Origin of the sequence: Bradyrhizobium sp. 62B (assembly GCF_030272265.2) — a bacterium.
In the GTDB taxonomy this organism is placed as follows: Bacteria; Pseudomonadota; Alphaproteobacteria; order Rhizobiales; family Xanthobacteraceae; genus Bradyrhizobium.
Genome location: NZ_CP092841.2, coordinates 4,778,588 through 4,805,565 on the forward strand (window position 1 = coordinate 4,778,588; position 26,978 = coordinate 4,805,565).

Annotated in this window: 29 protein-coding genes and 1 pseudogene; 12 read left to right on the forward strand and 18 right to left on the reverse strand. The window is 64.9% G+C overall.

The features are described from left to right. The first annotated feature begins 30 nt into the window (after window positions 1-30). The gene (gene egtD / locus ML401_RS22790) at window positions 31-1,002 is read left to right on the forward strand and encodes an L-histidine N(alpha)-methyltransferase (protein ID WP_285806985.1); all 972 of its coding nucleotides are present in this window, start codon (window positions 31-33) and stop codon (window positions 1,000-1,002) included. A gap of 11 nt (window positions 1,003-1,013) precedes the next feature. Here egtD and ML401_RS22795 read toward each other — a convergent pair whose 3' ends face one another. Next, a complete protein-coding gene (locus tag ML401_RS22795) occupies window positions 1,014-2,195 on the reverse strand; it encodes a low temperature requirement protein A (RefSeq protein ID WP_285812723.1) in 1,182 nt (393 codons plus the stop codon). 43 nt (window positions 2,196-2,238) lie between these two features. After that, on the reverse strand, window positions 2,239-2,475 hold the full coding sequence (locus ML401_RS22800) for a BolA family protein (RefSeq protein ID WP_018316584.1): 237 nt from the start codon (window positions 2,473-2,475) through the stop codon (window positions 2,239-2,241). A gap of 174 nt (window positions 2,476-2,649) precedes the next feature. On the opposite strand from ML401_RS22800, the gene ML401_RS22805 reads away from it, so the two are divergent. Continuing rightward, window positions 2,650-3,009 carry a DUF427 domain-containing protein gene (locus tag ML401_RS22805; protein WP_285806986.1) on the forward strand — a complete coding sequence of 120 codons (360 nt, stop codon included), beginning with the start codon at window positions 2,650-2,652 and terminating at the stop codon, window positions 3,007-3,009. Between the two features lie 131 nt (window positions 3,010-3,140). Here ML401_RS22805 and ML401_RS22810 read toward each other — a convergent pair whose 3' ends face one another. After that, window positions 3,141-3,314, reverse strand: a complete 174-nt coding sequence (locus tag ML401_RS22810; RefSeq protein ID WP_027548646.1) for a DUF1328 domain-containing protein — start codon at window positions 3,312-3,314, stop codon at window positions 3,141-3,143. A gap of 175 nt (window positions 3,315-3,489) precedes the next feature. Between ML401_RS22810 and ML401_RS22815 the strand changes: the two genes are divergently transcribed. Further along, window positions 3,490-4,668 carry an acyltransferase gene (locus ML401_RS22815; RefSeq protein ID WP_285812724.1) on the forward strand — a complete coding sequence of 393 codons (1,179 nt, stop codon included), beginning with the start codon at window positions 3,490-3,492 and terminating at the stop codon, window positions 4,666-4,668. Between the two features lie 159 nt (window positions 4,669-4,827). On the opposite strand, the gene purL is transcribed toward ML401_RS22815, so the two are convergent. Next, window positions 4,828-7,038, reverse strand: coding sequence for a phosphoribosylformylglycinamidine synthase subunit PurL (gene purL, locus ML401_RS22820; RefSeq protein WP_285806987.1), 2,211 nt, complete (start codon window positions 7,036-7,038; stop codon window positions 4,828-4,830). A 185-nt stretch (window positions 7,039-7,223) separates the two neighbouring features. Between purL and ML401_RS22825 the strand changes: the two genes are divergently transcribed. Together ML401_RS22825 and ML401_RS22830 are read left to right on the forward strand one after the other, a co-directional pair. Then, window positions 7,224-7,703, forward strand: coding sequence for a PaaI family thioesterase (locus tag ML401_RS22825; protein WP_285806988.1), 480 nt, complete (start codon window positions 7,224-7,226; stop codon window positions 7,701-7,703). A 76-nt stretch (window positions 7,704-7,779) separates the two neighbouring features. Next, the gene (locus tag ML401_RS22830) at window positions 7,780-8,742 is read left to right on the forward strand and encodes a DMT family transporter (protein WP_285806989.1); all 963 of its coding nucleotides are present in this window, start codon (window positions 7,780-7,782) and stop codon (window positions 8,740-8,742) included. A 3-nt stretch (window positions 8,743-8,745) separates the two neighbouring features. On the opposite strand, the gene ML401_RS22835 is transcribed toward ML401_RS22830, so the two are convergent. Both ML401_RS22835 and purQ read right to left on the reverse strand, forming a co-directional pair. Next, window positions 8,746-9,717 carry a tripartite tricarboxylate transporter substrate binding protein BugD gene (locus tag ML401_RS22835; RefSeq protein WP_285806990.1) on the reverse strand — a complete coding sequence of 324 codons (972 nt, stop codon included), beginning with the start codon at window positions 9,715-9,717 and terminating at the stop codon, window positions 8,746-8,748. Continuing rightward, window positions 9,714-10,415 (reverse strand): phosphoribosylformylglycinamidine synthase subunit PurQ, encoded by a 702-nt coding sequence (gene purQ, locus ML401_RS22840; protein WP_194403143.1) that lies wholly within the window; start codon window positions 10,413-10,415, stop codon window positions 9,714-9,716. The genes ML401_RS22835 and purQ overlap by 4 nt, the downstream gene beginning before the upstream one ends. Window positions 10,416-10,582: 167 nt before the next feature. Here purQ and ML401_RS22845 point away from each other — a divergent pair, with 167 nt between their 5' ends. Continuing rightward, window positions 10,583-11,599 carry a magnesium and cobalt transport protein CorA gene (locus tag ML401_RS22845; RefSeq protein ID WP_194403144.1) on the forward strand — a complete coding sequence of 339 codons (1,017 nt, stop codon included), beginning with the start codon at window positions 10,583-10,585 and terminating at the stop codon, window positions 11,597-11,599. A gap of 10 nt (window positions 11,600-11,609) precedes the next feature. Here ML401_RS22845 and purS read toward each other — a convergent pair whose 3' ends face one another. Both purS and purC read right to left on the reverse strand, forming a co-directional pair. Then, the gene (gene purS / locus ML401_RS22850) at window positions 11,610-11,852 is read right to left on the reverse strand and encodes a phosphoribosylformylglycinamidine synthase subunit PurS (RefSeq protein ID WP_007602264.1); all 243 of its coding nucleotides are present in this window, start codon (window positions 11,850-11,852) and stop codon (window positions 11,610-11,612) included. A 13-nt stretch (window positions 11,853-11,865) separates the two neighbouring features. Further along, on the reverse strand, window positions 11,866-12,633 hold the full coding sequence (gene purC / locus ML401_RS22855) for a phosphoribosylaminoimidazolesuccinocarboxamide synthase (RefSeq protein ID WP_173015815.1): 768 nt from the start codon (window positions 12,631-12,633) through the stop codon (window positions 11,866-11,868). A gap of 321 nt (window positions 12,634-12,954) precedes the next feature. Between purC and ML401_RS22860 the strand changes: the two genes are divergently transcribed. Further along, window positions 12,955-13,278 carry a DUF1476 domain-containing protein gene (locus ML401_RS22860; RefSeq protein ID WP_194403145.1) on the forward strand — a complete coding sequence of 108 codons (324 nt, stop codon included), beginning with the start codon at window positions 12,955-12,957 and terminating at the stop codon, window positions 13,276-13,278. A gap of 5 nt (window positions 13,279-13,283) precedes the next feature. Here ML401_RS22860 and ML401_RS22865 read toward each other — a convergent pair whose 3' ends face one another. After that, a complete protein-coding gene (locus ML401_RS22865; RefSeq protein ID WP_376717378.1) occupies window positions 13,284-13,853 on the reverse strand; it encodes a substrate-binding domain-containing protein in 570 nt (189 codons plus the stop codon). Further along, window positions 13,775-14,257 (reverse strand): LysR family transcriptional regulator, encoded by a 483-nt coding sequence (locus ML401_RS22870; protein WP_285806991.1) that lies wholly within the window; start codon window positions 14,255-14,257, stop codon window positions 13,775-13,777. Before ML401_RS22870 ends, ML401_RS22865 begins: the two co-directional genes overlap by 79 nt. A 104-nt stretch (window positions 14,258-14,361) precedes the next feature. Between ML401_RS22870 and ML401_RS22875 the strand changes: the two genes are divergently transcribed. After that, entirely contained in the window at window positions 14,362-15,189 is an 828-nt protein-coding gene (locus ML401_RS22875; RefSeq protein ID WP_285806992.1) for an oxaloacetate decarboxylase, read from the forward strand. On the opposite strand, the gene cynS is transcribed toward ML401_RS22875, so the two are convergent. From cynS to ML401_RS22910, 7 genes and pseudogenes are all read right to left on the reverse strand, one after another. Beyond that, window positions 15,176-15,658: a cyanase gene (gene cynS / locus ML401_RS22880; protein WP_194403148.1), complete on the reverse strand. Its 483-nt coding sequence runs from the start codon at window positions 15,656-15,658 to the stop codon at window positions 15,176-15,178. The genes ML401_RS22875 and cynS overlap by 14 nt on opposite strands. Window position 15,659: 1 nt before the next feature. After that, window positions 15,660-16,595 carry an ABC transporter ATP-binding protein gene (locus ML401_RS22885; RefSeq protein ID WP_285806993.1) on the reverse strand — a complete coding sequence of 312 codons (936 nt, stop codon included), beginning with the start codon at window positions 16,593-16,595 and terminating at the stop codon, window positions 15,660-15,662. Between the two features lie 2 nt (window positions 16,596-16,597). Next, window positions 16,598-17,436: pseudogene (gene ntrB / locus ML401_RS22890) on the reverse strand (nitrate ABC transporter permease). Between the two features lie 84 nt (window positions 17,437-17,520). After that, on the reverse strand, window positions 17,521-18,900 hold the full coding sequence (locus tag ML401_RS22895) for a CmpA/NrtA family ABC transporter substrate-binding protein (RefSeq protein WP_285806994.1): 1,380 nt from the start codon (window positions 18,898-18,900) through the stop codon (window positions 17,521-17,523). A 119-nt stretch (window positions 18,901-19,019) separates the two neighbouring features. Further along, window positions 19,020-19,898 (reverse strand): sulfurtransferase, encoded by an 879-nt coding sequence (locus tag ML401_RS22900; protein ID WP_259213942.1) that lies wholly within the window; start codon window positions 19,896-19,898, stop codon window positions 19,020-19,022. Between the two features lie 50 nt (window positions 19,899-19,948). Further along, complete coding sequence (locus ML401_RS22905) at window positions 19,949-21,061, reverse strand: acyl-CoA dehydrogenase family protein (protein WP_285806995.1); 1,113 nt, start codon at window positions 21,059-21,061, stop codon at window positions 19,949-19,951. A gap of 36 nt (window positions 21,062-21,097) precedes the next feature. Beyond that, window positions 21,098-21,640, reverse strand: a complete 543-nt coding sequence (locus ML401_RS22910) for an OsmC family protein (protein WP_194403154.1) — start codon at window positions 21,638-21,640, stop codon at window positions 21,098-21,100. Between the two features lie 246 nt (window positions 21,641-21,886). Between ML401_RS22910 and ML401_RS22915 the strand changes: the two genes are divergently transcribed. Further along, window positions 21,887-22,534, forward strand: coding sequence for a TetR/AcrR family transcriptional regulator (locus tag ML401_RS22915; protein WP_285806996.1), 648 nt, complete (start codon window positions 21,887-21,889; stop codon window positions 22,532-22,534). Window positions 22,535-22,615: 81 nt separating this feature from the next. Here ML401_RS22915 and ML401_RS22920 read toward each other — a convergent pair whose 3' ends face one another. Further along, window positions 22,616-24,169, reverse strand: coding sequence for an alpha/beta fold hydrolase (locus ML401_RS22920; protein WP_285806997.1), 1,554 nt, complete (start codon window positions 24,167-24,169; stop codon window positions 22,616-22,618). Window positions 24,170-24,316: 147 nt separating this feature from the next. Here ML401_RS22920 and mddA point away from each other — a divergent pair, with 147 nt between their 5' ends. Genes mddA through ML401_RS22935 form a run of 3 tightly spaced genes read left to right on the forward strand, consistent with a single transcriptional unit; the run spans window position 24,317 to window position 26,847 of the window. Then, complete coding sequence (mddA, locus tag ML401_RS22925) at window positions 24,317-25,087, forward strand: methanethiol S-methyltransferase (protein WP_285806998.1); 771 nt, start codon at window positions 24,317-24,319, stop codon at window positions 25,085-25,087. Next, a complete protein-coding gene (locus ML401_RS22930) occupies window positions 25,084-26,061 on the forward strand; it encodes an NADPH:quinone oxidoreductase family protein (RefSeq protein ID WP_285806999.1) in 978 nt (325 codons plus the stop codon). Before mddA ends, ML401_RS22930 begins: the two co-directional genes overlap by 4 nt. Before the next feature lie 36 nt (window positions 26,062-26,097). Further along, window positions 26,098-26,847 carry a hypothetical protein gene (locus ML401_RS22935; RefSeq protein ID WP_285807000.1) on the forward strand — a complete coding sequence of 250 codons (750 nt, stop codon included), beginning with the start codon at window positions 26,098-26,100 and terminating at the stop codon, window positions 26,845-26,847. Window positions 26,848-26,978 lie beyond the last annotated feature (131 nt).

Consider the following 26,978-nt stretch of genomic DNA (forward strand, 5'->3'; position numbering starts at 1 on the left):
CGCGCCGGACAGCGCGTTCAGGAGAGTATCATGAATGTGCACGCCAGCGCTTTGGCCGAAGCCCATCTTCCCGACGAGCAGACGACCGCCTTCGCCCGCGAGGCGATCGAGGACCTCTCGCAGCAGCCGAAAAAGCTGTCGCCGAAATACTTTTATGACGCGACAGGATCGGAGCTGTTCGAGGCGATCACGAAGCTGCCGGAGTATTATCCGACACGCACCGAGCTTGCGATCCTGACGGAGCGCGGCCGCGAGATCGCGAAGATCATTCCGGAGCACGCAGCGCTGGTCGAGTTCGGCGCCGGCGCGACCACCAAGGTTCGCCTGCTGCTGGATCATTGCAAATTCGCGGCCTATGTCCCCGTCGACATCTCCGGCGACTTCCTGAAAGCGCAGGCGAACGGCCTGAAGCGGGATTTCCCCGCGCTCGGCATCTATCCGGTCGCGGCCGATTTCACCACGCCGTTCGAGCTGCCGAAGGCGGTCGCGTCCATGCCCAAGGTCGGCTTCTTCCCCGGCTCGACCATCGGCAATTTCGAGCCGCATGAGGCGCAGGCCTTCCTGATGAGCGCACGCAAGATCCTCGGCCGCGGCGCGCAGATGATCATCGGCGCCGACCTCGAGAAGGACGAGCGCGTGCTTCATGACGCCTACAACGATGCTGCCGGCGTCACCGCGCGCTTCAACCTCAATGTCTTGGTCCGCATCAACCGCGAGCTCGGCGGTAATTTCGATCTGTCCGCCTTCACCCATCGCGCGATCTACAACCGCGAGCGGCACCGCATCGAGATGCATCTGATCAGCAAAAAGAGCCAGACCGTCCGCCTGCTCGGCACCAGCTTCTCGTTCCGCCCGGGCGAGAGCATCCACACCGAGAACAGCTACAAATACAGCCTCGAGCGCTTTTCCGCGCTGGCGCAAGGCGCCGGCTGGCGAGTGCGCGAAAGCTGGACGGATGCGTCGAAGATGTTCTCGGTGCACGCGCTGGAGGTCGAGGAGTAGGCTTCCCGCGCCTACTCCTCGGTTGCCGACCCCAGCGACACCGACTCCCACACCGCGACGACGATCATGATCGCGCTGGTGGCGACCGAGAGCCAGAATGGCGAGAGATCGGCGGCGAACCACCAGAGCACCAGCAGCAGGATGATGCCGACGCCGTGGGAGAGCTGGAGGAAGCCGCGGATCGCGTGCTTGAACAGGATTGTGCCGACCAGGAATACCAAGGGACCGCCGATCGTGCTCACGATGGTCCTGAAGTCGGAATGGCCGGTCGGATGCTTCAGCACCAGCTCATCCGACACCGCGGTCAGAATGATGCCGGCGATGATCGGCATGTGCAGATAGGTATAGGCGAGCCGCGCCAGCCGGCCGGATTCGGCGGACTTCGAGATCCGCTCGGCGCCGGCTTCCGCTCCCTTGTGGAAATAGATCCACCACATGGCGATGGCGCCGACCAGCGCGGAGACGAAGGCAAGGATGTTGGCTGCGGTCCATTCCAGCTCGGCAAAGGTCGCGCCGTTGACGACGACGGCCTCGCCCAGCGCTATGATCACGAAGAGGGAGCAGCGCTCGGCCATGTGGCCGCCTTCGACAGCCCAGGCTTCAACCGACGAGAAGCCCAGCTTCGGCACCCAGAACCGCGCCGCCGGAGAGACGTACTCCCAGGTGACGGCCGCAATCCACAGCCATAGCCGCGTCTCGCCCTCGTACAGGCCGCCTGCGATCCACAACACCGCGGAGATCGACAGCCAGGTCAGGATGCGGATCGCGTTGTGGCGCACCGCGGTCCGATGCCGCGGCGTTGCGAACAGCCAAAAGGCGGTGCGTCCGAGCTGCATGGTCGCGTAGGCGATCGCAAACCACAGGCCCCGCCCCTCGAACGCGGTCGGGATCGTCGTCGACAGCACGAGGCCGCCCAACATCATGAGGAAGAGCATGACGCGGACAGGCGTCAGCTCGGGATTGAGCCAATTGGTGACCCAGGCGGTGTAAACCCAGACCCACCACACCGCGAGAAACAACACCGTGACATGCACCGCGCCGAGCGGCGTGAAATGGTGCAGCAGCGTGTGCGAGACCTGCGTGACCGCGAAGACGAAAACGAGGTCGAAGAACAGCTCGACATTGGTGACGCGGCTGTGCTGGTTCGGCACGATGACGCGAAACATCGCGCCGCGAGGATTGTCCGCAGCCATCATCCTTCCCCCGTCGCGCGATCAGATCAGGCAGCCGGTCAGATCAAGCGCCCGGCACGCCGGTTTGCAGCGCCAGCGCGTGCAGCACGCCGCCCATCTGGCCGCGCAGGGACTGATAGACGATCTGGTGCTGCTGGACGCGGGACTTGCCGCGGAAGGATTCCGAGATCACGGTCGCGGCATAGTGATCGCCGTCCCCGGCGAGGTCACGGATGGTCACCTCGGCATCGGGGATCGCCGCCTTGATCATCGCCTCGATATCGTGGGCGTCCATGGGCATTCGGGTCGTGCTCCTGTCTCGTCGAATCGCGCCGGGGTCCCCTTGCCGGCTGGGTCAAACTTAGCGTGAACAGTCTTCTTCGTCACGCATTCCGGCACTATATCCCTGATCCCATCGGGATAAAGGCACGACAAAGTGCCGCGCAAGGCAGATCGATCGAAAAGGCGTGACATCATGAAGCTTCCAGGGCCCGACCACCCCATCACCATCACCCAAAATCCCCGGCGCGTTCGGGTCACCGCGGGCGACATCGTGATCGCCGAGACCAGCAAGGCGCTGACCCTGAAAGAGGCGAAATACCCGGCGGTCCAGTATGTGCCGCGGGAGGACGCCAATATGGCCCTGCTGGAGCGCACCGAGCGCACCACCCATTGCCCCTACAAGGGCGACGCCAACTATTTCAGCGTCAAGGCCGACGGCAAGACGCTCGACAATGCGATCTGGACTTACGAGATGCCCTTCCCCGCGATGACGGAGATTTCCGGCCATCTCGCCTTCTATCCGGACAAGGTGAAGATCGAGGAAGTGGGGTAGGCCCGCGCTGTAGCGCCACGTCATGGCCGGGTTTATTCCGGCCATCCACATTCTTGGATAATCGCAGATACCGAAACAGGTGGATGCCCGGGACGAGCCCGGGCATGACGATGAGTGCTGTACCGGTCGGGCTATGCCCTGAAAATCGTCAGCCCCAGTATCAGCAGCACCAGGAAGATCACGACAAACACGTAGAACAGGAAGCGAGCGATATCGGCGGAGGCAGCCGAGATTCCGGTGAAGCCGAGCACGCCGGCCACAATCGAGATCAGCAGGAAGATCAGCGCCCATTTCAGGATCGTCATCGCCAGCTCCGCAATCGATTGCCGCTTGCCGCGGCCCTCTACGCCCTTTCGCGAATGCTAACTTTGCTGCGCGGAACTGGTTCCTCCGGTTGCCGCTGCCGAAACGACCCTTGCTGAATCCGGTTCCCGGCGGCACAGTCCCGGCGGGACGGGACGCGGGGCGACCATAATGACGATGTTACATTCAGCGACGATGGGCGCGGAGGCGCAGGCTGCGCCGAAGAGCAAGGCGCGCAATCTCTCGCTCGATCGTGCCCGTACCTTCCTGACGCTGGTGGTGCTGCTGCATCACGCGGTGATTCCCTACACGCATTTCGGTCACACCGATCCGGCCTCCTTCGCCGGCTTCGACATGATCGTGCTCGCCACCGACAGCTTCTTCATGGCGATGTTCTTCTTCCTGTCGGGCCTGTTCACCTGGCCCGGCATCGCGCGCAAGGCACCGTCGGTCTTTTTGCGCGACCGCCTGTTGCGGCTCGGGCTGCCGTTCGCGATCGCGGCCCTCACCGTCATCCCGCTCGCCTACTACGCCATCGCGCTGCGGGCTGAGCCCGAGCTGACCTTCGCTGCATTCTGGTGGAAGACGGTGACGGCAGGGCCGTGGCCGAGCGGCCCGATCTGGTTCGTGTGGGTGCTGCTCGCCTTCGATCTCACCGCGAGCCTGCTCTACCGGGTCTCCGCGCATCTGGTCGACCCGATCAACCGCGTCTCGTTGCGCGGATTCGACCAGCCGGCCGCGTTCTGGCTGGTGCTCGCCGCGATCAGCGTCCTCGTCTACCTGCCGGCGCTGGTCTATTTCGGCGCCAACAAATGGTTCGAGTCCGGACCGTTCTCGGTGCAAGCGAGCCGCATCCTGCTCTACTTCAGCTACTTCTTCATCGGCGCCAGCGTCGGCTCGGCGAACTTCGATCGCGGCATCCTCAGCTCGGACGGTCAGCTGCCGAACGACCGCTGGCGGTGGGTGTTCATCACGCTGGTGCCGTACTGCCTGATGTGGGGCATGATCTACATCAAGCGCGAAATCCTCGGCAATCCCGATCCGCTGCCGCACTGGTACCACGTGTTCTACGGCACGTTCCTGGTGCTGTTCTCGGCCTCGATCCTGCTCACGATCCTCGCCTTCTTCCTGCATTCGAAAGCGCCGGGGCCAACCCTGCTCGACCGCATGCAGGCCGACGCCTACGGCATCTTCCTGGTGCACTACCCGATCGCACTGTGGATCCAGTATGCGCTGTTCGATTACGAGCTGCCTGCGATCGCGAAAGCGGCGATCGGCTTCGTGCTCACGGTGATCCTGAGCTGGGGCCTGACGGCGGCTTTGCGCAAGATACCGGGGGCGTCGTCGGTGTTGTGAAAGCGCGCGGTCTCTCGGCTCGTCAAGGAGCCCTTGCGACGACGGAATCGTAGCCCGGATGGAGCGCAGCGCAATCCGGGAGTGATGCCACACGCGATAGCGGTCCCGGATTACGCTTTCGCTCCATCCGGGCTACGGCTCTGAGTTTGTGGAAGCGCCTTACGCCGCCTTGCCGGCCATATAGTCCGGCAGCCAGCGCTCGTGCGAGATCCGCAAGCTGTCGATCGTGACAGGCGCTTCGCCGGCAATGGCAATCGCGTCGCCGCCGGTGGTGCCGATACGGACGCAGGGCACCTCGCAGCCGCGCATCTTGGCGAGCACGCGGCCGGCTTCCGTTTCCGGCACGGTGACGAGATAGCGCGCCTGGTCCTCGCCGAACCAATAGGCCTGCGACACCAGCGAGGTCGGCGCCGCCAGCAGCTTGGCGCCGATGCCGCTCGCCATCGCCATCTCGGCGAGCGCGATCAGGAGGCCGCCATCGGAGAGGTCGTGCACGGCTGTGGCGGTGCCCGCGTGGATCATGCCGCGCACGCAATCGCCATTGCGCTTCTCGGCGGCGAGATCGACCGGCGGTGGCGCGCCCTCCTCGCGGCCGCAGATGTCGCGCAGATACACCGACTGGCCGAGCCAGCCATGGGTCTCGCCGACCAGGAGGATCGCTTCGCCCTCGGCCTTGAAGGCAAGCGAGGCCGACTTGGTGAAATCGTCGAGCAGGCCGACGCCGCCGATCGAGGGCGTCGGCAGGATCGCGCGGCCATTGGTCTCGTTGTAGAGCGAGACGTTGCCGGAGACGACCGGGAAATCCAGCATACGGCAGGCTTCCGAAATGCCCTTCAGGCAGCCGACGAACTGGCCCATGATCTCGGGCCGCTCAGGGTTGCCGAAATTAAGGTTGTCGGTGATCGCGAGCGGCTTGCCGCCGACCGCGGTGATGTTGCGCCAGGCTTCGGCCACCGCCTGCTTGCCGCCCTCGAACGGATCGGCCTCGCAATAGCGTGGCGTCACGTCGACGGTCAGCGCGAGGCCCTTCGGCCCGTCCTGCACGCGCACCACAGCGGCATCGCCGCCGGGACGCTGCATAGTGTTGCCGAGGATGACGTGGTCGTATTGCTCCCAGACCCAGCGCTTGCTGCACATGTCGGGCGTGCCGATCAGCTTCTCCAGCGCGCTGCCTAAGCCCATCGGCGCCGGCACTTCGCGCGCATGCACGACCGGCAGCGCGGTGGAGGGAACGTGCGGGCGGTCATAGAGCGGCGCCTCGTCACCGAGCTCCTTGATCGGCAGGTCGGCCATGACGTCGCCGCCATGCTTGACCACGAAACGCTTGCTCGGCGTGGTGTAGCCGACGACGGCGAAATCGAGGCCCCACTTCTTGAAGATCGCCTCGGCTTCCTTTTCCTTCTCGGGCTTGAGCACCATGAGCATGCGCTCCTGGCTTTCCGAGAGCATCATCTCGTAGGCGCTCATGCCGGTCTCGCGCGTCGGCACTGCGTCGAGATCGAGGTCGACGCCGAGATCACCCTTGGCGCCCATCTCCACCGCCGAGCAGGTCAGGCCGGCCGCGCCCATGTCCTGGATCGCGATGACGCAGCCCTTCTCCATGATCTCGAGGCAGGCTTCCAACAGCAGCTTCTCGGCGAAGGGATCGCCGACCTGCACGGTCGGACGCTTCTCCTCGGACTTGTCGTCGAACTCGGCCGAGGCCATCGAGGCGCCGTGGATGCCGTCGCGGCCGGTCTTGGAGCCCAAATAGACGATCGGCATGTTCACGCCGGAGGCCGCCGCATAGAAGATCTTGTCGGCATCGGCGAGGCCGACCGCCATCGCGTTGACCAGGATGTTGCCGTCATAGCGGGTGTGGAAGCGCACCTGGCCGCCGACCGTCGGCACGCCGAAGGAATTGCCGTAGCCGCCAACGCCCGCGACGACGCCGGAGACGAGGTGCCGGGTCTTGGCGTGCTCGGGCGCGCCGAAGCTCAGCGCGTTGAGACACGCGATCGGGCGCGCACCCATGGTGAAGACGTCGCGCAAGATGCCGCCGACGCCGGTGGTCGCGCCCTGGTAGGGCTCGATGTAGCTCGGGTGGTTGTGGCTCTCCATCTTGAAGACCACGGCCTGGCCGTCGCCGATGTCGATCACGCCGGCGTTCTCGCCTGGGCCCTGGATCACCCAGGGCGCCTTGGTCGGCAGGCCCTTCAGATGGATGCGGGAGGATTTGTACGAGCAGTGCTCGTTCCACATCGCCGAGAAGATGCCGAGCTCGGTGAAGGTCGGCTCCCGCCCGATCAGCTTCAGGATGCGCTCATATTCGTCGGGCTTGAGCCCGTGGGCGGCAACCAGTTCGGGGGTGATCTTGGGTTCATTCTTCATGGCTTCAGGGGCTTTCGGCGGCGGTTTGGCCGTTCTTAGGAACATCCGGGGCTCGCGAAAAGCCCTTTATGGCGCATTTTCCCGCTGTCCCACGTTTTGCAGGCGGGGACGGCGGGAACAGGAATTGCACGGCGCCGACGGATCGGATTTAAGGGCTCGAGATCCGCAATTGAAGGCCTATTTCCTTGCACGAATTGACCAAAGCGCCCCCACCCCGCCGCCCCGACCTCCACGTCGCCACCCAGGGCGAATTCGTGGGCTGGCGGACCTGGATTCGCGACAGTTTCGAGGCCCATGTCGGCCCTTTCTGGCACCGGATCGAGGCCGACGGCAGCGTCCGCAGCGCCTTCCGGGTCGAGAAAAAGCACCTCAACGGCTCCGGGAACGTCCATGGCGGCTGCTACATGGCCTTCGCCGACTACTCCCTGTTCGCGATCGCCACCCATGTCCTGGACAGCCGGGCGGTGACGACCAATTTTGCCTGCGAATTCCTCGACGCGGCACGCGAGGGCGAGCTGATCGAGTGCACCGGCGAGGTCACCCGCGCCGGCGGCTCGCTGATCTTCCTGCGCGGCAAGATGATGTCTGCCGACCGGGTGCTGCTGACCTTTTCCGGCACGATCAAGCGGATGAAGCGGAAGGCGCTCCCTCAGCCAAACGCATAGCTCGGCGCCTTCCCTTTTCGCGCGCCCTCGCCCAGACTTCCCGGCAAGCGCTGTCGCGCCGGGGAGCAAGAACAAGGTGCCGCAGAGCACGTCGGAGGCGGGTCGCGCGACGGCGGCCGCATCAACGCCGTTGCCGTCCATCGCCACCGGCGCCCGCAACTGGCGCGACTATGCGCTGCTGCTCGCGCTCGCCTGCTGCTGGAGCTCGACCTATCCGCTGGCCAAGCTGGCGCTTCCCATCATCCCGCCCATCACCTTCATCTCCGCACGCTCGCTGATCGCGGCCGCCTTCCTGTTCGCGATCCTGTGGATGCGCGGCATCAGGATTCCGACCGACGCGAAAGCCTGGAAGCTGTTCGCGACCCAGCAGCTGATCAATTCGACCTTCCCCTTCCTGATCATCACCTGGTCGCAGCAATATGTGCCGGCGTCGAACACGGTGGTGCTGGCCTCGACGACGCCGATCTTCGCCTTCCTGATCACCTCTCTGATCACGCGGCACGAGCCGGCGACGCTGCTCAAGCTCGCGGGCGCGGTGCTCGGCCTCGCCGGCACGATTCTCATCGTCGGCCTCGATGCGCTGCACGGCTTCGGCAGCGAGATCGTGGCGGAGATCGCGATCCTTCTCGCCACCATCTCCTTTGCCTGCGCGACTATCTTCGGTCTGCGCCTGTCGGAGTACGATCCGATGGTGGTGGCTGCCGGCTCGCTATTGTTCGGCGGCCTCATCCTGCTGCCGCCCTCGCTGATCATCGACCAGCCCTGGACGCTGCAGCCGACGCCGACGGCGATCGTCGCCACCATCGTCATGGGCATCGTCTCGAGCGCGCTCGGGCTGATGCTGTTCTACGTCTGCCTCGGCCGCCTTGGCACGCTGACCACCAACGCACAAGGATACTTGCGCATCCCCATCGGCGTCGGCCTGTCCGTGGCTCTGCTCGGCGAGAGCGTGCCGTCGAACCTGGCGCTCGGGCTGTTGCTGGTGATGGCCGGCGTCGCCGCGATGACGGTGCCGGCGGAGCGGCTGAAGCGGCGCTGACGATTACTTGGCGTCGTCCGCCAGCATCTTCCGGTATTTCTCGACGTCGCGCGTCACGAGCTTCTGCAGCACTTCGGGCGCGTGCTCGTCGGCATCAGGGGCGACAGTGGAAAGATCGGCAAAACGCTTCTTCACGGCATCGGTCTCGACCGCAGTGCGCGCAGCGGCGTTCAGCTTGGCGATCACGGCCGGCGCCGTGCCCTTGGGCGCGAACAGGCCGTTCCAGCCCTGCGCCTCGAATTCGGGCAAACCCGCTTCCGCCGAGGTCGGCAGGTCCGGCAGCGTGGCGAGCCGCACGGTCGAGCCGACCACGAGACCCTTTACCAGCTTCTCGTTGATCGACTGCGAGACCGAGGCCGCCGCATCGCAGACGCCGTCGATCTGGCTGCCGACCGCATCGGTCAACGCAGGCGCAGCACCACGGTAGCCGACCAGCGTCGCGTCGATGCCGGCAGCGGTGACGAAGCTCTTGCAGATCAGATAGTTCGACGAGCCGACGCCGGCATGGCCGAGATTGATCTTGCCCGGATTGGCCTTGGCGTAGGCGATGAACTCTTTCAGGTCCTTGGCCGGAAAGTCCTTGCGCAGCGCGATGATGCCGAATGTCTTCGCCACCATGGCGATCGGCACGAAGGACTCAGGCGTGAACGGCAGTTTCGGATAGATCGTGTAGGTCGCCGCATTCGTGCCGGCATTGCCGATCGCGATGGTGTAGCCGTCGGGCTCGGCGCGGGAGGCGCGCGCCAGCGCGGTCGAGCCGCCGGCACCGGCAACGTTCTCGATCACGATGGTCTGGCCGAGCGCGATGCCCATCTGCTCGGCGACCGCACGCGCGATCACGTCCGAGGTGCCGCCGGCCGCGAACGGCACGATCATGGTGACCGGACGCTTGGGATAGTCTTGGCCAAACGCGGCCGTCGCGAAAGCAATTGCGGCGACCGCGATCGACAGCCGCTTCACCACGAACGAAATCACGCGGCTTTTTCCAGATGCTGAGCGAGGCCGGCGAACAGGCCGCGGCCGTCCGTGCAGCCCATGATGTCTTCGACGTGGTTTTCCGGATGCGGCATCATGCCGAGCACGTTGCCCTTGTCGTTCACGATGCCGGCGATGGAGTGCGCGGCGCCGTTGATGTTGCTGTTATCGTCCACCACACCTTCGGCCGAGCAATAGCGATAGAGCACCCGCCCCTCGCCTTCGAGCCGCTTGATGGTTTCTTCGTCCGCCTCGTAATTGCCTTCGCCATGGGCGACCGGCACACGGATCACCTGCCCGGCATTGTAGCCGCGGGTGAACGGCGTGTCGGAACGCTCGACGCGCAGATGCACGTCGTGGCAGATGAACTTCAGCCGCGCGTTGCGCATCAGCACGCCGGGCAGCAGGCCGGACTCGCAGAGGATCTGAAACCCGTTGCAGACGCCGAGCACGAGGCCGCCCTTGGCCGCGTAGTCGCGCACCGCGTCCATCACCGGCGCACGTGCCGCGATGGCGCCACAGCGCAAATAATCGCCGTAGGAGAAACCGCCCGGCACCACCACGAGGTCGGTCCCCGGAGGCAGCGAGGTCTCGGCGTGCCAGACCATCGCCGGCTCGTGGCCCGAGATCAGCCTCAGCGCACGCGCCATGTCGCGCTCGCGGTTGATTCCGGGAAAGACGAGGATGGCGGCTTTCATGTTCGGGTTCCGACGGTGACGGGAATCGGGCTGGCCGAAGGGGCCAATTCGCTGGGAGACATAGCCATTTGACGGGGATTTTACCAGTGCTAGCCTCGCCGGGCGGCCTTGTACACAGGCCATAGCCACGGCAGTTTTGCCCAACGATCTTGCCCGGGATTGCAGCCATGAACGTCCCGTCGCTGCCCACCTCCCTCGCCGAGCCGGTATCCGCCGAGGGCGTCGTCGCGGCCGGTGCCTATGTTGACGGCCGGCGCGTTGCCAATATCGCGATCAGCGAGGCCTCGAGCTGGCGCGCCAAGCCCGGCCACGTGGTCTGGATCGGCCTGCATGAGCCCGACATGGCGCTGCTCAGCGCGGTGCAGAAGCAGTTCGACCTGCACGAGCTCGCGATCGAGGACGCCAACCACGCCCATCAGCGTCCCAAGATCGAGCAATATGGCGAGGCCCTGTTCATCGTGGCGCGCACCGCGCAACTGATCGAGGGCCGCATCGCCTTCGGCGAGACCCACATCTTCGTCGGCGAAGGCTATCTGGTCTCGGTGCGCCACGGCGCTTCGACCTCCTACAAGCCGGTGCGCGAGCGTTGCGAGAGCTGCCCGCGGGCGCTGGCTCGCGGCGAGGATTACATCCTCTACGCCATCCTCGATTTCATCGTCGACAATTACTCGCCCGTGCTCGAGAGCATTCACGACGAGGTCGAAGGCATCGAGGATGACGTGCTGTCGAAGCCGATCAGCAAGGCGCAGATCGAGCGGCTCTACATGCTGCGCCGCGACCTCTTGCGCCTGCGCAACGCGATCGGGCCGCTGGTGGAGGTCTGCCGCCGGCTGGAGCATGACGAGCTGGCGATGGTGCGGCAGGCCATGCAGCCGCTATTCCGCGACGTCACCGACCACGTCCGCAACATCCAGGAGCGCATCGATTCCATGCGCGAGGTGCTGGCCTTCGCCTTCGAGGCGAGCCTCCTGGTCGGCCAGGCGCAGGAGACGGCGGTATCGAAGAAGCTCGCCTCCTGGCTTGCGATCATCGCGATCCCGACCGCGCTCGCCGGCATCTACGGCATGAACTTCAAGCACATGCCGGAGCTGGAATGGGAGTACGGCTACTTCATGCTGCTCGGCGTGATGTTGACCGCCTGCGGCGCGCTGTACTGGCGGTTTCGCCGCGCGGGATGGCTGTGAGCCGTCCTGCTCACCCGATCAGCTCGACCCGATAATTCTCGATCACGGTGTTCGCGAGCAGCTTGTCTGCGGCGTCCTTCAGCGCGGCTTCCGCCTTGGCCTTGTCGGCGCCGGCAAGCTCGATGTCGAACACCTTGCCCTGGCGGACGCTGGCGACGCCATCGACGCCGAGCGACTTCAGCGCGCCTTCGATGGCCTTGCCCTGCGGATCGAGGATGCCCGTCTTCAGGGTAACGGTGACACGTGCCTTCACGTCAAAATCCTCTTCAGCTCTTCACCAGCACCGGGCCGGAGCCCTGCGGACGCTCGTTCTCCATCAGGATGCCGAGACGCTTTGCAACTTCCGTATAGGCCTCGAGCAGACCGCCGAGATCCCTGCGGAAACGATCCTTGTCGAGCTTCTCGTTCGACTTGATGTCCCAGAGACGGCAGCTGTCCGGCGAGATCTCGTCGGCGACGATGATGCGCATCATCTCGTTCTCGAACAGGCGCCCGCACTCCATCTTGAAGTCGACGAGGCGGATGCCGATGCCGAGGAAGAGGCCGGTAAGGAAGTCGTTGACACGGATGGCGAGCGCCATGATGTCGTCGATCTCCTGGGGCGTCGCCCAGCCGAAGGCCGTGATGTGCTCTTCCGACACCATGGGATCGTTGAGCTGGTCGTTCTTGTAGTAGAATTCGATGATCGAACGGGGCAGCTGGGTGCCCTCCTCGATGCCGAGGCGCTGCGACAGCGAGCCGGCGGCGACGTTCCGCACCACCACCTCGAGCGGCACGATCTCGACCTCGCGAATCAACTGCTCGCGCATGTTGAGGCGGCGGATGAAATGGGTCGGCACCCCGATGTCGTTGAGGTGCTGAAACAGGTACTCCGAGATCCGGTTGTTGAGGACACCCTTGCCCTCGATCACCTGATGCTTTTTCGCATTGAACGCGGTGGCGTCGTCCTTGAAGTGCTGGATCAAGGTACCGGGCTCCGGGCCTTCATACAGAACCTTTGCCTTGCCTTCATAAATACGACGCCGACGGCTCATGGGGATGTACCGTGTTTTGTTGAAATCCATGTATTTGGTGTGCTCCGGTTACTAGGATTTACGACCCACAGCGGAGCTGCCGTGAACAGCCCGGAACCCATCTATAAACCCTTGGAAACAGAACGGGAACTAAGCCTTTAGGCAACCTATCCGATTGGCAGTCCGAGCACAATCGATCCGGCCGTCCGGCGCCAACTTATACCGTCTTGCCTGCGGCTTAACGGCCCGTTGTTTTGCCGATATGTGCTATCTATGTAGGCACGCAGCCGGGCGGTCGCAACGGATGGCCCCCCGCGCCATCAGAGGGATTTGGAACAAGGCATGAGCGAGTTCGACAAGCGCCAGGAAGGTTTCGAGAAGAAATACGCCCTCGACGAGGAGCAGAAATTCAAGGCGGAGGCCCGCCGCAACCGGCTGCTCGGGCTGTGGGCCGCCGAAAAGCTCGGTATCTCCGGCGATGCCGCTACCGCCTATGCCAAGGAAGTGGTTGCGGCCGACTTCGAGGAGGCCGGCGATGCCGACGTCGTGCGCAAGCTGACGGCCGATTTCGCCGCCAAGAACGTCGCCGTCACCGAGCAGGCGATTCGCGCCAAGATGAGCGAGCTGCTCGCGGTCGCAGCCGCCGAGGTCAAGGCCGGGAAATAACTGAGTTAAGCGAGGCGCCGGCGCGCAATACCCTTGCGCGCCGGCGATCGCCTTCCGGTGTCCCGCGTGGTCGGGACGTCCCGCCCGGCATAGTTGCGCCGGATGGTCTCGAGCAGGCGCTCGGCCGCAGCGCTCAGAAAACCACCGCGGCGCGTGACGAGAACGATGTCCTGATCCGCCGCCAGATCGCCGACCACGATCGTCGCGAGCGAGGCCGTACGCAGCTCCTCCGCCATGTGGCTCCGTGCCAGCAGCGCAACACCAAAGCCCGCCTCGACGAGCCGCTTCTGGGCGGTGAGGCTGTCCACGGCCGTCCACTCCACTTCGCCGAGCCCTTGCGTGAGAAACAGCGCGAACACGTGAGCCGCGGCGATCTCGCGGCGCCCGCGCGTCGCCGGGAATGCGATCCAGCGCTCGCCGCTGAGCTCCGCGAGGCGCGTCACCCGCTTTCCAGCCAGGGGATGGTCGGGCGCACAGACCACCTGCAACGCCTCGCTCAGCACCAGCTCGCAGGTGAGGTCGCCGGAGCGGTCGGTGTTGTAACGCAGGCCGATCGTCGCCTCGCCGCGCCGGATGAGATCGCTGACCTCCGCGCTGGTCGCGTCTGCAAGGCCAGCGTGACGGCCGGATTCTCCTTTGCGAACCGCTTCATGATGGTCGACAGGCGACTATCGGCCAGCGTTCCGGTCACCGCGAGCGAAACCGGCCCTGCATTCTGCTTGGTCAACGCGCGGATCGCCTGTTCGGCGTCCTGCGCCGCGGCAACCGCGCGCTCGGCATAGGGAATCAGCACGCGTCCGGCATCGCTGAGCCGGGTGCGGCCTGCCACCCGTTCGAACAGGGGCACGCCGAGCTCATGCTCCAGCAGGGCGATGCGGCGCGAGATCGCCGGCTGCGAGCGGTGCAGGAATTTCGCGGCATTCGAAATCCCTCCCTTGCGATGAACGGTCAGAAAGGTGTTGAGGGCGTCACTGTCCATCGCGACCTCATGCAAAAAACTGATGTCTTCCGCAAGAATAACAAATTTGGCGGATGGCGAAAATGCTCCTAAGCCTGCCTCGACCGACAACACGGAGACGAGCCATGACGAGCCAGCTGGACAAGGCGACGGCGTTCCGCGCCCTGCACGAGCGCCGAGGCGCCTTCATCATTCCCAATCCATGGGACGCCGGCACCGCCAAGCTGCTCGCGGCGATGGGCTTCGAGGCCCTGGCGACGACGAGCCTCGGGGTCGCCAACATGCTCGGCACCACCGGCGTCAGCCTCGATGTCATCCTCGCCAACGCGCGCGCGATCGTCGAGGCGACCGACCTGCCCGTCAGTGTCGACCTCGAGAATTGCGGTGCGGACGAGCCGAAGCGTGCCGCCCAGGCGATACAGCGCGCCGCCGAGACCGGCGCCGTCGGCGGCTCGATCGAGGATTTCAGTGGCGATCGCGATCGCCCCATTTACGACTTTTCCCACGCCGTCGAGCGCGTCCAGGCCGCTGTCGAAGCGGCGCGCGCGCTGCCGTTTCCGTTCACGCTGACCGCGCGGGCCGAGAACTTCCTGCACGGCCGCCAGGACATCGACGACACGGTTCGCCGCCTGCAGGCCTTCGAGGCCGCGGGCGCCGATGTCCTCTATGCGCCCGGCCTGTACGACCTCGGCACGATCCGGACCGTCGTCTCCTCGCTCGGTAAGCCGTTCAACCACGTCATGGGCTTTGCCGACCCGACGCTGACGGCCGAGCAATTGTCGGCCGCCGGCGTCAAGCGCATCAGCGTCGGCGGGGCGATGTCACGCTACGCGCTTGCCGCGTTCCTGACCTGCGCGCGCGAGATGAAGGACAAGGGATCCTTCACCTATATTCGCGAGATGGCAGAGGTCGGCGCGTTGCGCGCCGCCTTCGCCGCGGTCACTCCTCCTTGAAGCCGTATTCCGGCACGTTGCCGCTGGCGCCGTAATATTTGTACGGCAGGAATTTGCCGCTCATGGTGATCTTGACGCGGTCGCCCTTCGGGTTGGGCTGTCGTTCCATCACCATGTCGAAGTCGATCGCCGACATGATGCCGTCGCCGTACTCCTCCTCGATCAAGGCCTTCCAGGCCGGCCCGTTCACCATCACGAGTTCGTAGAAGCGATAGATCAGGGGATCGGTCGGGGGCATCGGCATGCCGCGCATCGGCGTCTCGTTCAGCATGGCGACTTCAGCCTTCGACAGACCGAACAGCTCGCCGGCATTGGCCGCCTGCGGCTTCGTCAGCTTCATCTGGCCGAGGATGGCGCCCGTGATCAGCACCTCGGAATAGCCGCCGATCTTGTCGCAGATGTGCTTCCAGCTCCAGCCCTTCTCGCGCTTGATGTCGAGCAGCTTTTCGGTGAGGTCTTCGCGTTTCATGTCAGGGTCTCCTCTCAGGCGGTGAGTCCGGGACTGGGCCCGGTATCCAGGTCTGTCTTTGCTCCTCGACGTTCGAGGCGATCGTCAGCCCGGGCTTGCCGATATGTACCGTCGGCACGTTGCGTGGATCGTGGCCCAGCGTTTCGGCGGCAAAGGTCTTGCTGCGCGTCACCAGGAAATCGATGATGTGGTTGCGCAGCGCATAATAGAGCGGATGGCGGTGAAGATCGATGCGGCCGCGATCCCGCGGCAGCGGATTCTCGACGACCTCGGCGAGCACCGCACCCGGCCCGTTGGTCATCAGGAAGATCTTGTCGGCGAGATAGATCGCCTCGTCGACGTCGTGGGTGATCATGAATGCGGTCTGACCGGTCTCGAGGCAGATACGCCGGACCTCGTCCTGCAGCGTGCCCCGCGTCAGCGCGTCCAGCGCCGAGAAGGGCTCGTCCATCAGCATCATCTTCGGCGTGATCGACAAGGCACGCGCGATACCGACGCGCTGCTTCATGCCGCCCGATAGTTCCGATGGCCGCTTGTGTTCGGAGCCGGCGAGGCCGACGAGATCGATGAAGTTCTGCGCGTGCGCCCTTACCTTGGCGCGGTCCCAGTTTCGCCATTTCGAGCTCACGGCGTAGCTGACGTTGCCGAGCACGGTGCGCCAGGGCAACAGCGCATGGCTCTGGAAGATCACGGCACGATCGAGGCTGGTACCGGAGATCGCCTGTCCGTCGACGATGACCGCGCCCTCGCTCGGCGCGTCGAGGCCGGCGAGGATGTTGAGCACCGTGGTCTTGCCGCAGCCGGAATGGCCGATCACGCAGGCAAACTCGCCGCGCGCCATCGACAGCCAGAGATTCTCGAAGATGGTGGTCGTAGCGCCACCCGCGCCGGGATAGCGCTTGGCGATGCCCTCGATGGAGATGAATTTCTCGGTCATGTCTACTCCGGAAACGTGACCATGCGGGTGAAGCGCGCCAGAATCTGGTCGAGCAGCATGCCGATGACTCCGATCAGCAGGATTGCGATGATGACGTTGGTGATCGACAGATTATTCCACTCGTTCCAGACGAAATATCCGATGCCGGTGCCGCCGACGAGCATCTCGGCGGCGACGATGACGAGCCATGCGATGCCGACCGAGATGCGCATTCCGGTCAGGATCGTCGGCGCCGCGGCGGGGAGGATCACGGTGAAGGCGCGCCTGACGGTGCCGACTTCGAGCGTGCGCGCCACGTTGATCCATTCCTTGCGCACGCTGGCAACACCGAACACGGTGTTGAGCAGCATCGGCCAGATCGAGCAGATGAAGATGACGAAGATCGCCGAGACCGAGGAATCCTTGATGGTGTAGAGCGCGAGCGGCATCCAGGCCAGCGGCGAGATCGGCTTGAGCACCTGAATGAAGGGATCGAGCGCCTTGCTGAGCAGCGGCGACATGCCGATCAGGAAGCCGAGCGGGATCGCGACCAGCACTGCAAGCAGATAGCCGGTGCCGACGCGCGCGATCGAATAAGCGAGCTGGATGCCGAGGCCCTTGTCGTTCGGGCCGTTATCGTAGAATGGCCGTTTCAAATGCTCCAACAGCTTGGCGCCGACATCGAGCGGTCCCGGCATCGCTGATTTGCCCTGCGTCGCCGTGAGGCCCATCAGCTTGGCGTATTCCGGGCTCATCGTCGTGGTAGCACCGGTCGAGCGCGTGGCCAGGTGCCAATGCCGAGAAACGCAGCGAGCAGCACGATGGAGACGAGGCCCGCACGGAGGCGGAGGGAGGAATTCATCGCGCCGACCTCACCGCTTGGGTCCCGGTTCTGCGTCGCACCGCTTTGCGCTGCGCCGCGCCCGGGACACGAGAGCCCAGCCCATCACGACGCCTTCCTGATCTTGAAGCTCGCCACATAATCCTCCGGCTTGGCCGGATCGAACGTCTTGCCCATCACCGCGAAAGACTTGTAGGCGCTCGCCGGCGGCGACAGCCCCATTTCGGTCATCAGCTTCTTGGTGTCGGTGGCGAGATACACCTGCTCGGCGACGGCCTTGTAATCGACCTCGCCCTTGATCTGGCCCCAGCGCTTCATCTGCGTCAGCATCCACACCGCGAAGGACTGCCAGGGGAACGGATCGAAATCGACGCGCTTGGCGTCGGTCTTCACCCCGCCGAGCCCGTCGGCATAGGTGCCGGTCAGCACCTGCTCGAGCACCGTCACCGGCGCGTTGATATAGTTGGCCGGCGCAATCGCTTCAGCGATCTGCTTGCGGTTCTCCGCTTTCGATGCAAAGGCGGTGGCATCGACGATGGCGCGCGTCAGCGCTGCAAAGCTGTTCGGTGCCGTCGTGATGAACTCGCGACTGGCGGCGAAGCTGCAGCAGGGATGGCCGTCCCAAATCTCCTTCGACAGGATGTGCATGAAGCCGACGCCGTCATAGATCGCGCGCTGGCAGATGTTGTCGGGAGCGAGGAAGCCGTCGATGTTGTCGGCGCGCAGATTCGCGACCATTTCCGGCGGCGGCACCGAGCGCAGCTGCACGTCGGTGTCGGGGTCGAGACCGTGCTCGGCGAGATAATACCGCAAGAGATAATTGTGCATCGAATAGTCGAAGGGAATTGCGAACTTCATCCCCTTCCAGTCCTTCGGATCGCGCTTGTCCTTGTGCTTCATGGCAAGCGTGATGCCCTGCCCGTTGATGTTCCCGATCGCAGGGACGGCAAATGGAACCGGGTTGGCACCCAGGCCGAGCGAGATCGCAATCGGCATCGGCGCCAGCATGTGCGCGGCGTCGTATTCCTTGTTGATGGTCTTGTCGCGAACCACGGCCCAGCCGGCGGTCTTGACCACCTCGACGTTCAGACCGTGCTTCGAATAGAATCCCATCGGGGCCGCCATGATGATGGGCGTGGCGCAGGTGATCGGGATGAAGCCGACCTTGAGGTCCTTTTTCTCCGGCCCGCCGGCTTGCGCGAACACCTCGGTCGCGGTCTTGAGCGGGAAGAACTGCGACAGCGCGGCGAGCGCAGTGGAGGCCCCGACCGATTTCAGGAATGCGCGCCGCGCCCCATCCTGCGGAAACATGGCGCGCATCACGGCAGACGCAACCACGCCCTCATAGCGCTTCTCCTCGCTCTCAACGGGCTCGCAGCGCAGGGGCAGCGCGGCCTCGTGCTCTCCCGCAGAAGCGTGCTGGCCGCACACACATCCGGACTGAAGAGTGCGGTCGGCATCGAACGGATCGTTAAACGTGGACATGTTTCTGCGCCCCTTTGTCACACCGTGCGGCGGACGCCGTTGTCCGCCGCGTCGGCCCAAAATTCCATCGTGGCCCGGCTGCCCCCTTGCGCAGCCGGGCCACGGGAAACATGCAGGTTCTATGCCGCCTTGCCTGTTACCTGGGCAGCCACCGGCAGCCCCTGCTCAATCGGCAGCGACGGATCGCGCGACCATTCGTTCCAGGAGCCGAAATACATCCGCACGTCCTTCACGCCGGCGTTCTTCAGCGCCAAGAACGTGTTCGAGGCCCGCGCGCCCTTGAAGCAGTAGAGATAAACTGGCGTGCTCGGCGAGATGCCGACGGTGGCACATTCCGCCAAAATCTCGTCCTTGGACTTGAAGCGCGGGCCTTCCGCGGTCGGCTTCATCATGCGGTACCATTCCAGCCACACTGCGCCGGGGATACGGCCCTTGCGCGGGCAGAAATCCTTGCCGTAGGGCGAGGAGCTGTCGCCAATCCACTCGTCGACGTCGCGCACGTCTAGAATGGCAATGCCGGGCTTGCCGACCGCGGCGAGCATGGTCTTGGCGTCGATCAGGATCTCGCCGGCCTCGGGTACGATCGCGAACGAGGCTTTCGCCGGCGCCGGGACATCCTTCGTCACCGGGAAGCCCGCGGCTGCCCACGCGTCGAAGCCGCCATGCAACACCTTGACCTTGGGATAGCCAAGCATGGTGAGGAGGTAGTAGCCGCGGCAGGACTGGCCGAAGCCGGAATTCATCGACTGCTCGTAGATCACGGCCGTTTCCTTGCCGGAGAGGCCGGCCGCGCCGAAAGCATCGGCGAATTTGGTCTTCAGCTCGCTGATGCCCTCCGGCGTCGAGGTTGCAAGGAACGTGAAGATCTCGTGCACGTTCACGGCATTGGGCAGGTGCCCGGCGGCATAAGCGTCGGGATTGCGGGTGTCGATCACGACACAGGGTTCAAGCTTCAAGAGATCGGCAAGTTCGCTGGCAGAAATCAGAACGTCCGTCATTGGCGGCCTCTCCGTTGAGGTTGGGGGTCTTCTGGGTGGACTCGTGAAGCTCAGCAATCGGCGAGCATCTTGCGCAGCTGCTTGGTAGCCGGCGTGACGATCGCAATGAAATAGGCCTCGCGCAGGCGCCGCTGCGCGCGGTGGCTCTTGAGGTAGCCGCGCGCGCCACAATGCAGCATCGCCGCATGCGCCGCCGCGACGCTGGCCTCGCCGGCGCGAAGCCTGAGCGCGATCACCTTGCGCCAGTAGGTTTCCTCCTCGTTGTAGGGATCGCACGCCAGCGCCATGGTCTCGGCCTCGAGCTCGGCGGCGAGATCGCGGAAATGCACCGGCTGCTGCGGCAGATAGCGGTTGATATGGCCGAGGGGATTGTCCACCTCATCCATGATGTTGATGCAGTCCTTGATGAGGCCGAGCGCCATGCCGGCCTGCAGCAGGATGAAGCCGGCGCGGATTTTCTTGACGAAGGGGCCGGCGGGATCGGCGAGGATCAATTCGTCCGGCACGAAGACGTCGCGGAACTGCACGCCATAGGTGCCGGTGCCGTCCATCGCCATGAACGGCTTGCACGGCGTCAGCGTGATCGCGGGATCGGAGCAATCGGCGAGGAACATCACCGTCTCCTCTGTGTCCTCGCGCTCGAAAATCGTACCGAAGTAATGATCGGGACCGAGGTTGGAGACCCAGGGCAGCGCCCCCCGCACGACATAGCCACCCTCGACCTTGCGCCCCTTCAATTTCAGCTTCTCGATGCCGAAGAAGCTCTTCATCGGATTGGAGAGCCCGGTGCCGCCGAGCACTCGGCCGGTCGAGAAGGCATCGCCGAAGCGCTTTGCGAGCTTCAGGTTGGTCGAGTTGGCGGCGTACCAAACCAACGTGTTCTGGCACCAGGCCATGAAGGCCGTGGCCCCGCAGACCTCTCCGATCGCCGCCATGGCCTGGATCGCGCAGCGCAGATCGGCGGGACCCTCTTGCGGCACGTGACTTCCCCAGGCGCCGACCTCGCCGAATTTGCGCAGCAAATCGGCCGGATAGACCGAACCGTCGTCGATGCCGGCCGCGAGCGGCGCGAGTTGCTCCCGTGCGATCCGCGCCACTTCTCCTGCAATGGAAGGTGCGGGCTGATCCAGAACCTCGACCCGCGATAAAGCCAGTGAACCCATGATCGTCTCCCGCACCTTGTCCTGGTTGCTATTCAGCTAGATGCCGACCTCGAGATTGACCGGACGGGTGAAGGTGTTGGCGACCGGCGACCATTTCTTGACATGGGCGACCAGCGCGTCGATCTCGTCCTGCGCGATGCCCTCGCATTCCATGTCGACCTTGACGCGGACGTCGGTGAAGCCGACGGGCTTGTCGGAGGTGTCGCCGGTGCCCCACACCGCGGTGATGTTGAGGTCGCCTTCGAGCTCGAGCTCGAGCTTGTTGACGATCCAGCCGCGGTGCACCGCATTGGCGTGCAGGCCAACTGCAAGGCACGAGCCGAGCGCGGCGAGCGAGGCTTCCGACGGATTGGGGGCGGTGTCGTCGCCCAGGAGCCCCGGCGGCTCATCGACGATGTAGGGCGGCAGATTGCGGATATAGTTGGCGTGGCGGAACTTGCCTTCCGCGACCGTCTTGCACTTCAAGGTCTTGACGACCTTCGGATTAGCCTTGCCGCTCGCGATCAGTTGCTCGAGGCCATTCTTGTCGATGGGCGCAAGGCACCCCGTCAGCACTGTCTTTTGAACGACGGCAGTCATCTTTTTCTCCCTGGCAGCCGTGGAAAACGGCAGGATACCGAACGGTCTGTTTCCTTGCATGGGGCGTGCCAAAGCGGGCGGAAAACGAAATGCGAGGCGATGGAGCCGCTTAGACGTGGCTGCCCGCGGATTGATCAGCCGCGCTCTGCTCAAAGGCGATGCAGATGCGCGCGCCGATGCGAATCTTTTCGGCGCGAAACAGATGCGGCTTGATGATACCGCGCGGCTGCGGGTAAGTTCGTCGCCATGGCCAAGACGTCATCGAAGAAGACCTCGCCCCACGCCGGTATCGGCGACGACGAATCCGCGCGCGGGCGCCTGCTCAGCGCCGCATCGCATCTGTTCTGCAAGAACGGAATCAACGCCACCGGTATCGATGCGATCATCGAGGAGGCAGGCACCGCGAAGACCACGCTCTACAAGCTGTTCGGCTCCAAGACCAACCTCGTCAACGCAGTGCTGGAGAGCGAAGGCAAGCAGTGGCGCGAATGGTTCATCGCCGCCATGGAGGAAGGCGGCGGCGACGCGCAGGCCAAGCTGGCGCGCATCTTCCCGGCGCTGAAGAGCTGGTTTGGCGAAGAGCGCTTCTACGGCTGCCCCTTCATCAACGCCGTCGGCGAGCACGACAAGGACGCCAAGCACTTCCGGAACATCGCGCTGAAGCACAAGAAGATCGTGCTCGGCCACATCGAGAAGCTCGCCGGCGAGCTCGGATCAAACGAGCCGGTCGTGCTCGCGCATCAACTCGGCCTCCTCATCGATGGCGCGATCGTCGCCGCGATGGTGTCGCGCGATCCCGGCGTTGCCGATACGGCCGCGCTCGCTGCGGGCCCCCTGCTCGGTCAGGCAAAGACGAAGAAGAGGCGCGGGGCGGACCATTTGGAGGCGGTGTGATCGCTCTCTCACTTTGTAGCCCGCATGGAGCGGAGCGGAATGCGGGAACGCCCTCCCGGATTGCGCTCCGCTCCATCCGGGCTACGGCGGAGGACGATTCAACGTCTCCACAAACTGCCCGATCGCCGCCAACACCGGCTGCTGATCGCCTGCGAAGAACCAGTGATCCTCGCCATCGAGCTCGACGAACTGCGCACCCTTGATCCGGCTCGCGATATCCCGCCCGGCGGCGATCCGCACGGCCCGGTCGCCGCGCCGGTGCAGCACCAGCGTCGGCACGGTGATCTCAGGCAGAAGGTGCCGCACGTCGGCGTCGCGAAAGGCTTCGAGCACGGCCGAGATGCCGCCGGGACTGGACGCCGCGCGCAGCAATCCGGCCCACCAGGCGCGCGCCTTCGGATCACCCGCAAGGCTCGGCGCGAAGGTCTCGATCCCGACCGGCCCGCCCCATTGCGCGACCAGATGCCTGCTCCAGGCGTCATACTGACTGGCGCGCAAGGCATGCGGGTAATCCTCCGACCAGCATCCCTTGGCCAAAGCGCCGAACAGGATGAGCCCGGCCACGACGCGCGGCTGATCAACCGCAAATTTGACGCAAGCCGGCCCGCATTCGGACGCGCCGAACAGCACGACGCGGCGCGAATCCACCGCGCGCAGCACGGTGCCGATATCCTCCGCGGTGACGTCGATACCAGGCGCCGATCCGACCCGGTCGGACAGCCCGATGCCACGACGATCGAACACGATGAGGCGCCCGAGCTTCATCAATGACGCCAGGAACGTCCGGCTCGCAGGGCTCTCCCAGGCGCGCTCCACATGCGACACGAAGCCCGGCATCACCAGAATATCGAGCGGGCCGCTGCCATAGGCCTGATAGGCCAGATGCACGCCGACGCCCTTCACGTAGCGCGTCGTCGGAGCGGCGTGCGGTGCCGCGGCCGGACTCATGAGCGTCTCGGTCTCGGCCTCCGGTGCGACCCCGAGCTCGTCCCGCAGCCGCTGCGTGAGTGCCGCGTGATGACGTTCTGCCGCGCTTCGGTCGCCTGATAGCAGCAGGCTGCGGATCAAGTGCCGGCCATAGACTTCGCTGAGCGGATCGAGCTCGACCAGGCGCTGCGCATGTGCCGTCGCGGCAAAATGATCTCCGGCCGCGTTCTTGTCCTGCACGAGACGTTCCAGTGCATGCACCAGCCGTCCCCGCAGCGCCTCGCGGCGGAAGAACGCCCAGTCGTCGAACTCGGGGCAGTCTCCCGGCGCGAAGCCCGCCAGGAAGTCGCCCCGGTAGATCAGGCACGCCTGTTCGAACGCGCCGCGATCGCAGGCGTCCTCGAACAGACGCGAGTCGAGCTTCAGCTCGACGTCCGGCGACCATCGCAGACTGGTGCGGTCGGTCTCGAACACCGCTTGGCCCAGCGTGAGCTCGACGCGGTGAAGCAGCCGCCGCAAGCGCGCAAGGCCGGTCTCCCGGGGCGTCTCCGGCCACAGCAGCGTGGCTATGATCTCGCGCGCGACGGTGCCCTTGGCCTCCCCGAGATAGACCAGCAGCGCAAGCCCCTTGCGCAAGGCCAGCTTGATCGGGCGGCCGTCGGCGTAGACCTCGGGGAACCCGAACGTCTCCAGCGAGAAAGCCGTCATGGAAATCCTCTTCTTCCGGCTTGCGTTCTCCGGGGGACGCGCAGGGGACGGTCCGGCGGATACGGTCGCGCCAGATCGAGCCTGCTCGCCGGCGAGCGCCCAGGCTCTGCATGCGGCACCGTCGCCATCGGCACAATAGGAAAACCCATGTTCGCGCGCCTCGCAATCCTGCTCTACGCCCTCGTGAGCTATGCCGTCTTCACGGTTTCATTTCTCTACGCGCTCGGTTTCGTCGGCAATTATGTCGTGCCGAAGTCCATCGATGTCGGTCCCGCTTCGAATGTAAGCGAGGCCGTCGTCGTCGACCTGCTGCTGATGAGCCTGTTCGCCATCCAGCACAGCGTCATGGCGCGTCCGGCCTTCAAGCGATGGCTGGCCCGATTCATTCCCGAGGCCTGCCAGCGCAGCACCTATGTGTTGCTCTCGAGCCTGATCCTCCTCTTGCTGTTCTGGCAATGGCGACCGATCCCTGCACCGGTCTGGCAGGCGAGCGGTATTGCGGCCTGGCTGCTGACCTCCGTGCATTGGCTCGGCTGGCTGATCGCGTTCGCCTCGACCCACATGATCGATCATTTCGATCTGTTCGGCTTGCGCCAGGCTCTTTCCGCGCTGCGCGGGGCCGAGATGCCGGGCCAGTCGTTCCGGACGCCGCTGCTCTGCAAGATCGTGCGGCATCCGATCATGCTCGGCTTCCTGCTCGCGTTCTGGGCCACGCCCGAGATGACGGAAGGGCACCTGCTGTTCGCGCTCGCCAACACGGCCTACATCCTGGTCGCATTGCAGTTCGAAGAGCGGGACCTCATCGCCGTGTTCGGGGCGACGTATCAGGACTATCGCCGGCGCGTTCCGATGCTGGTGCCGGGCCTGTTCGCGCGCCGCCGCAGCGAAGATCGCCGGCCTGTGGGAGCGCCCCGATGAAAGCCGTGCTGTGCCATTCGTTCACCGGGCCCGGCGATCTGCGGCTCGGTGAGATCACCGAGCCCCGGCCCGCCGCTGACGAGATCCTCATCGACGTCCATGCCGCGTCGGTCAGCTTCATGGACCAGTTGCTGGTCTCCGGCCTCTACCAGATGCGGCCGCCGACGCCTTTCGTGCCCGGCACCGAAGCATCCGGAACCGTCATCGCCATCGGCGACAAGGTGACAAGGTTCGCCCCCGGCGATCGCGTGGCCTGCAGCAGCTGGACCGGCGGCTACGCCGAGCGGATGATTGCGAAAGAATCGAAGAGCGTGCGCCTGCCGGATGGCGTCGCATTCGAAGCGGCGGCCACGGTGCTGCACAATTACGGCACGGCCTATTACGCGCTGGTCGGGCGGGCACGGGCCCAGCGTGGCGAAACGTTGTTCGTCACGGGCGCGGCGGGCGGGGTTGGCCTTGCCGCCGTCGATCTCGGCCGGCATCTCGGCCTGCGCGTCGTCGCCGGCGTCGGCGCCGACGACAAAGCGGCCCTGGTCCGCGGTTACGGTGCCAGCGAGGTCATCAACTATCGCAGCGAGGATCTGCGCGAGCGGATCAAGGCGATCACATCGGGAGAAGGCATCGACATCGGCTTCGACAATGTCGGCGGCGCGATCTTCGAGCAGATGGCCCGGCTGATGGCCTGGGGCGGGCGCCTGATGCCGATCGGCTTCACCGGCGGCGAGATTCCGTCCCTTCCGATGAACCTGCCGCTGCTGAAGAACTATTCCATCGTCGGTGTCTTCGCCGGTGCCTGGGCGGAGAAATGCTCTGATGAAGCCGCGCGGATGAACGACACGCTGATGCAAATGCTGGCCGAAGGACAAATCCGTCCGCATATCGACCGCGTCCTCCCTTTGGAGGAGGCCGCGGACGCCATGCGCGCCGTGGCCAACCGTACGGTTCAGGGAAGAATTGTGCTCAGGATTCGATAGAATGGGCTGGCAACGGCAACAAAGGGACGTCCGACGTTGACAGAAATCATCATCGCCAACCGCTATTGCGGCCCTCCGAACTCCGGCAATGGCGGCTATGTCTGCGGCCGGCTGGCCCGGCACATTCCCGGCGGCGCAGAGGTGACGCTGCGCGCGCCGCCGCCGCTGGACACGCCGCTCGATGCGGCCGCGACCGACGACGGCATGTGGGAGCTTCGCGACGGCGCCAAGGTCGTTGCGACAGGCAGGGCGTCGAATGTCGAGCTCGCCCGGATCGAGACGGCCAGCTTGCAGGACGCACGCGCGGCCGGATTGCTGGCGCTGTTCGAACCGCACGAGCATCCGCTGCCGAACTGCTTCGTCTGCGGCCCCGCGCGTGCGCAAGGCGACGGCCTGCGCATCTTCACCGGGCCGCTCCGCCGCCGGCGAGAGAACGCCGTTCTTGCGGCGAGCTGGACGCCGGATCCGGACCTCGCCGCCGAGGACGGCTTGGTCGCTTCTGAATTCCTCTGGTCGGCGCTCGACTGCCCGACCGGCTTCGCCTGCAATTGCAATCAGCAGAGCGGCACCTACGACAAGACACCGCTCCTTCTCGGACGGATGGCGGCCCGGATCGAGGCCCGCCCCCGCCCCGGCGAGCCCTGCATCATCACGGCCTGGCCCACCGGCCGCGACGGCCGCAAGCGGACCGCGGACGCCGCGCTGCATGATGAAGGTGGCAGGTTGCTCGCCGTAGCGCGGACGACATGGATCGCAGTGGAGCGCGACGTGCTGCTCGGGCGATAGATGTGTGAGGGTGGATTAGCCGAAGGCATAATCCAGCGCAGCTCTTTCCGTTCGGATCGCAAAGAGGCGAGTTACGCTACGCCAACCCGCCCTGCAAACTACAAGCGCGGTCCCGCGGGGTGTGCCCACGA

Coding starts and splice junctions, on each gene's coding strand:
- egtD (WP_285806985.1), top strand. CDS start 31: ATGAATGTGCACGCCAGCGCTTTGGCCGAAGCCCATCTTCCCGACGAG.
- ML401_RS22795 (WP_285812723.1), bottom strand. CDS start 2,195: ATGGCTGCGGACAATCCTCGCGGCGCGATGTTTCGCGTCATCGTGCCG.
- ML401_RS22800 (WP_018316584.1), bottom strand. CDS start 2,475: ATGCCCATGGACGCCCACGATATCGAGGCGATGATCAAGGCGGCGATC.
- ML401_RS22805 (WP_285806986.1), top strand. CDS start 2,650: ATGAAGCTTCCAGGGCCCGACCACCCCATCACCATCACCCAAAATCCC.
- ML401_RS22810 (WP_027548646.1), bottom strand. CDS start 3,314: ATGACGATCCTGAAATGGGCGCTGATCTTCCTGCTGATCTCGATTGTG.
- ML401_RS22815 (WP_285812724.1), top strand. CDS start 3,490: ATGTTACATTCAGCGACGATGGGCGCGGAGGCGCAGGCTGCGCCGAAG.
- purL (WP_285806987.1), bottom strand. CDS start 7,038: ATGAAGAATGAACCCAAGATCACCCCCGAACTGGTTGCCGCCCACGGG.
- purQ (WP_194403143.1), bottom strand. CDS start 10,415: ATGAAAGCCGCCATCCTCGTCTTTCCCGGAATCAACCGCGAGCGCGAC.
- ML401_RS22845 (WP_194403144.1), top strand. CDS start 10,583: ATGAACGTCCCGTCGCTGCCCACCTCCCTCGCCGAGCCGGTATCCGCC.
- purC (WP_173015815.1), bottom strand. CDS start 12,633: ATGAGCCGTCGGCGTCGTATTTATGAAGGCAAGGCAAAGGTTCTGTAT.
- ML401_RS22860 (WP_194403145.1), top strand. CDS start 12,955: ATGAGCGAGTTCGACAAGCGCCAGGAAGGTTTCGAGAAGAAATACGCC.
- ML401_RS22870 (WP_285806991.1), bottom strand. CDS start 14,257: ATGGACAGTGACGCCCTCAACACCTTTCTGACCGTTCATCGCAAGGGA.
- ML401_RS22875 (WP_285806992.1), top strand. CDS start 14,362: ATGACGAGCCAGCTGGACAAGGCGACGGCGTTCCGCGCCCTGCACGAG.
- cynS (WP_194403148.1), bottom strand. CDS start 15,658: ATGAAACGCGAAGACCTCACCGAAAAGCTGCTCGACATCAAGCGCGAG.
- ML401_RS22885 (WP_285806993.1), bottom strand. CDS start 16,595: ATGACCGAGAAATTCATCTCCATCGAGGGCATCGCCAAGCGCTATCCC.
- ML401_RS22895 (WP_285806994.1), bottom strand. CDS start 18,900: ATGTCCACGTTTAACGATCCGTTCGATGCCGACCGCACTCTTCAGTCC.
- ML401_RS22900 (WP_259213942.1), bottom strand. CDS start 19,898: ATGACGGACGTTCTGATTTCTGCCAGCGAACTTGCCGATCTCTTGAAG.
- ML401_RS22905 (WP_285806995.1), bottom strand. CDS start 21,061: ATGGGTTCACTGGCTTTATCGCGGGTCGAGGTTCTGGATCAGCCCGCA.
- ML401_RS22910 (WP_194403154.1), bottom strand. CDS start 21,640: ATGACTGCCGTCGTTCAAAAGACAGTGCTGACGGGGTGCCTTGCGCCC.
- ML401_RS22915 (WP_285806996.1), top strand. CDS start 21,887: ATGGCCAAGACGTCATCGAAGAAGACCTCGCCCCACGCCGGTATCGGC.
- ML401_RS22920 (WP_285806997.1), bottom strand. CDS start 24,169: ATGACGGCTTTCTCGCTGGAGACGTTCGGGTTCCCCGAGGTCTACGCC.
- mddA (WP_285806998.1), top strand. CDS start 24,317: ATGTTCGCGCGCCTCGCAATCCTGCTCTACGCCCTCGTGAGCTATGCC.
- ML401_RS22930 (WP_285806999.1), top strand. CDS start 25,084: ATGAAAGCCGTGCTGTGCCATTCGTTCACCGGGCCCGGCGATCTGCGG.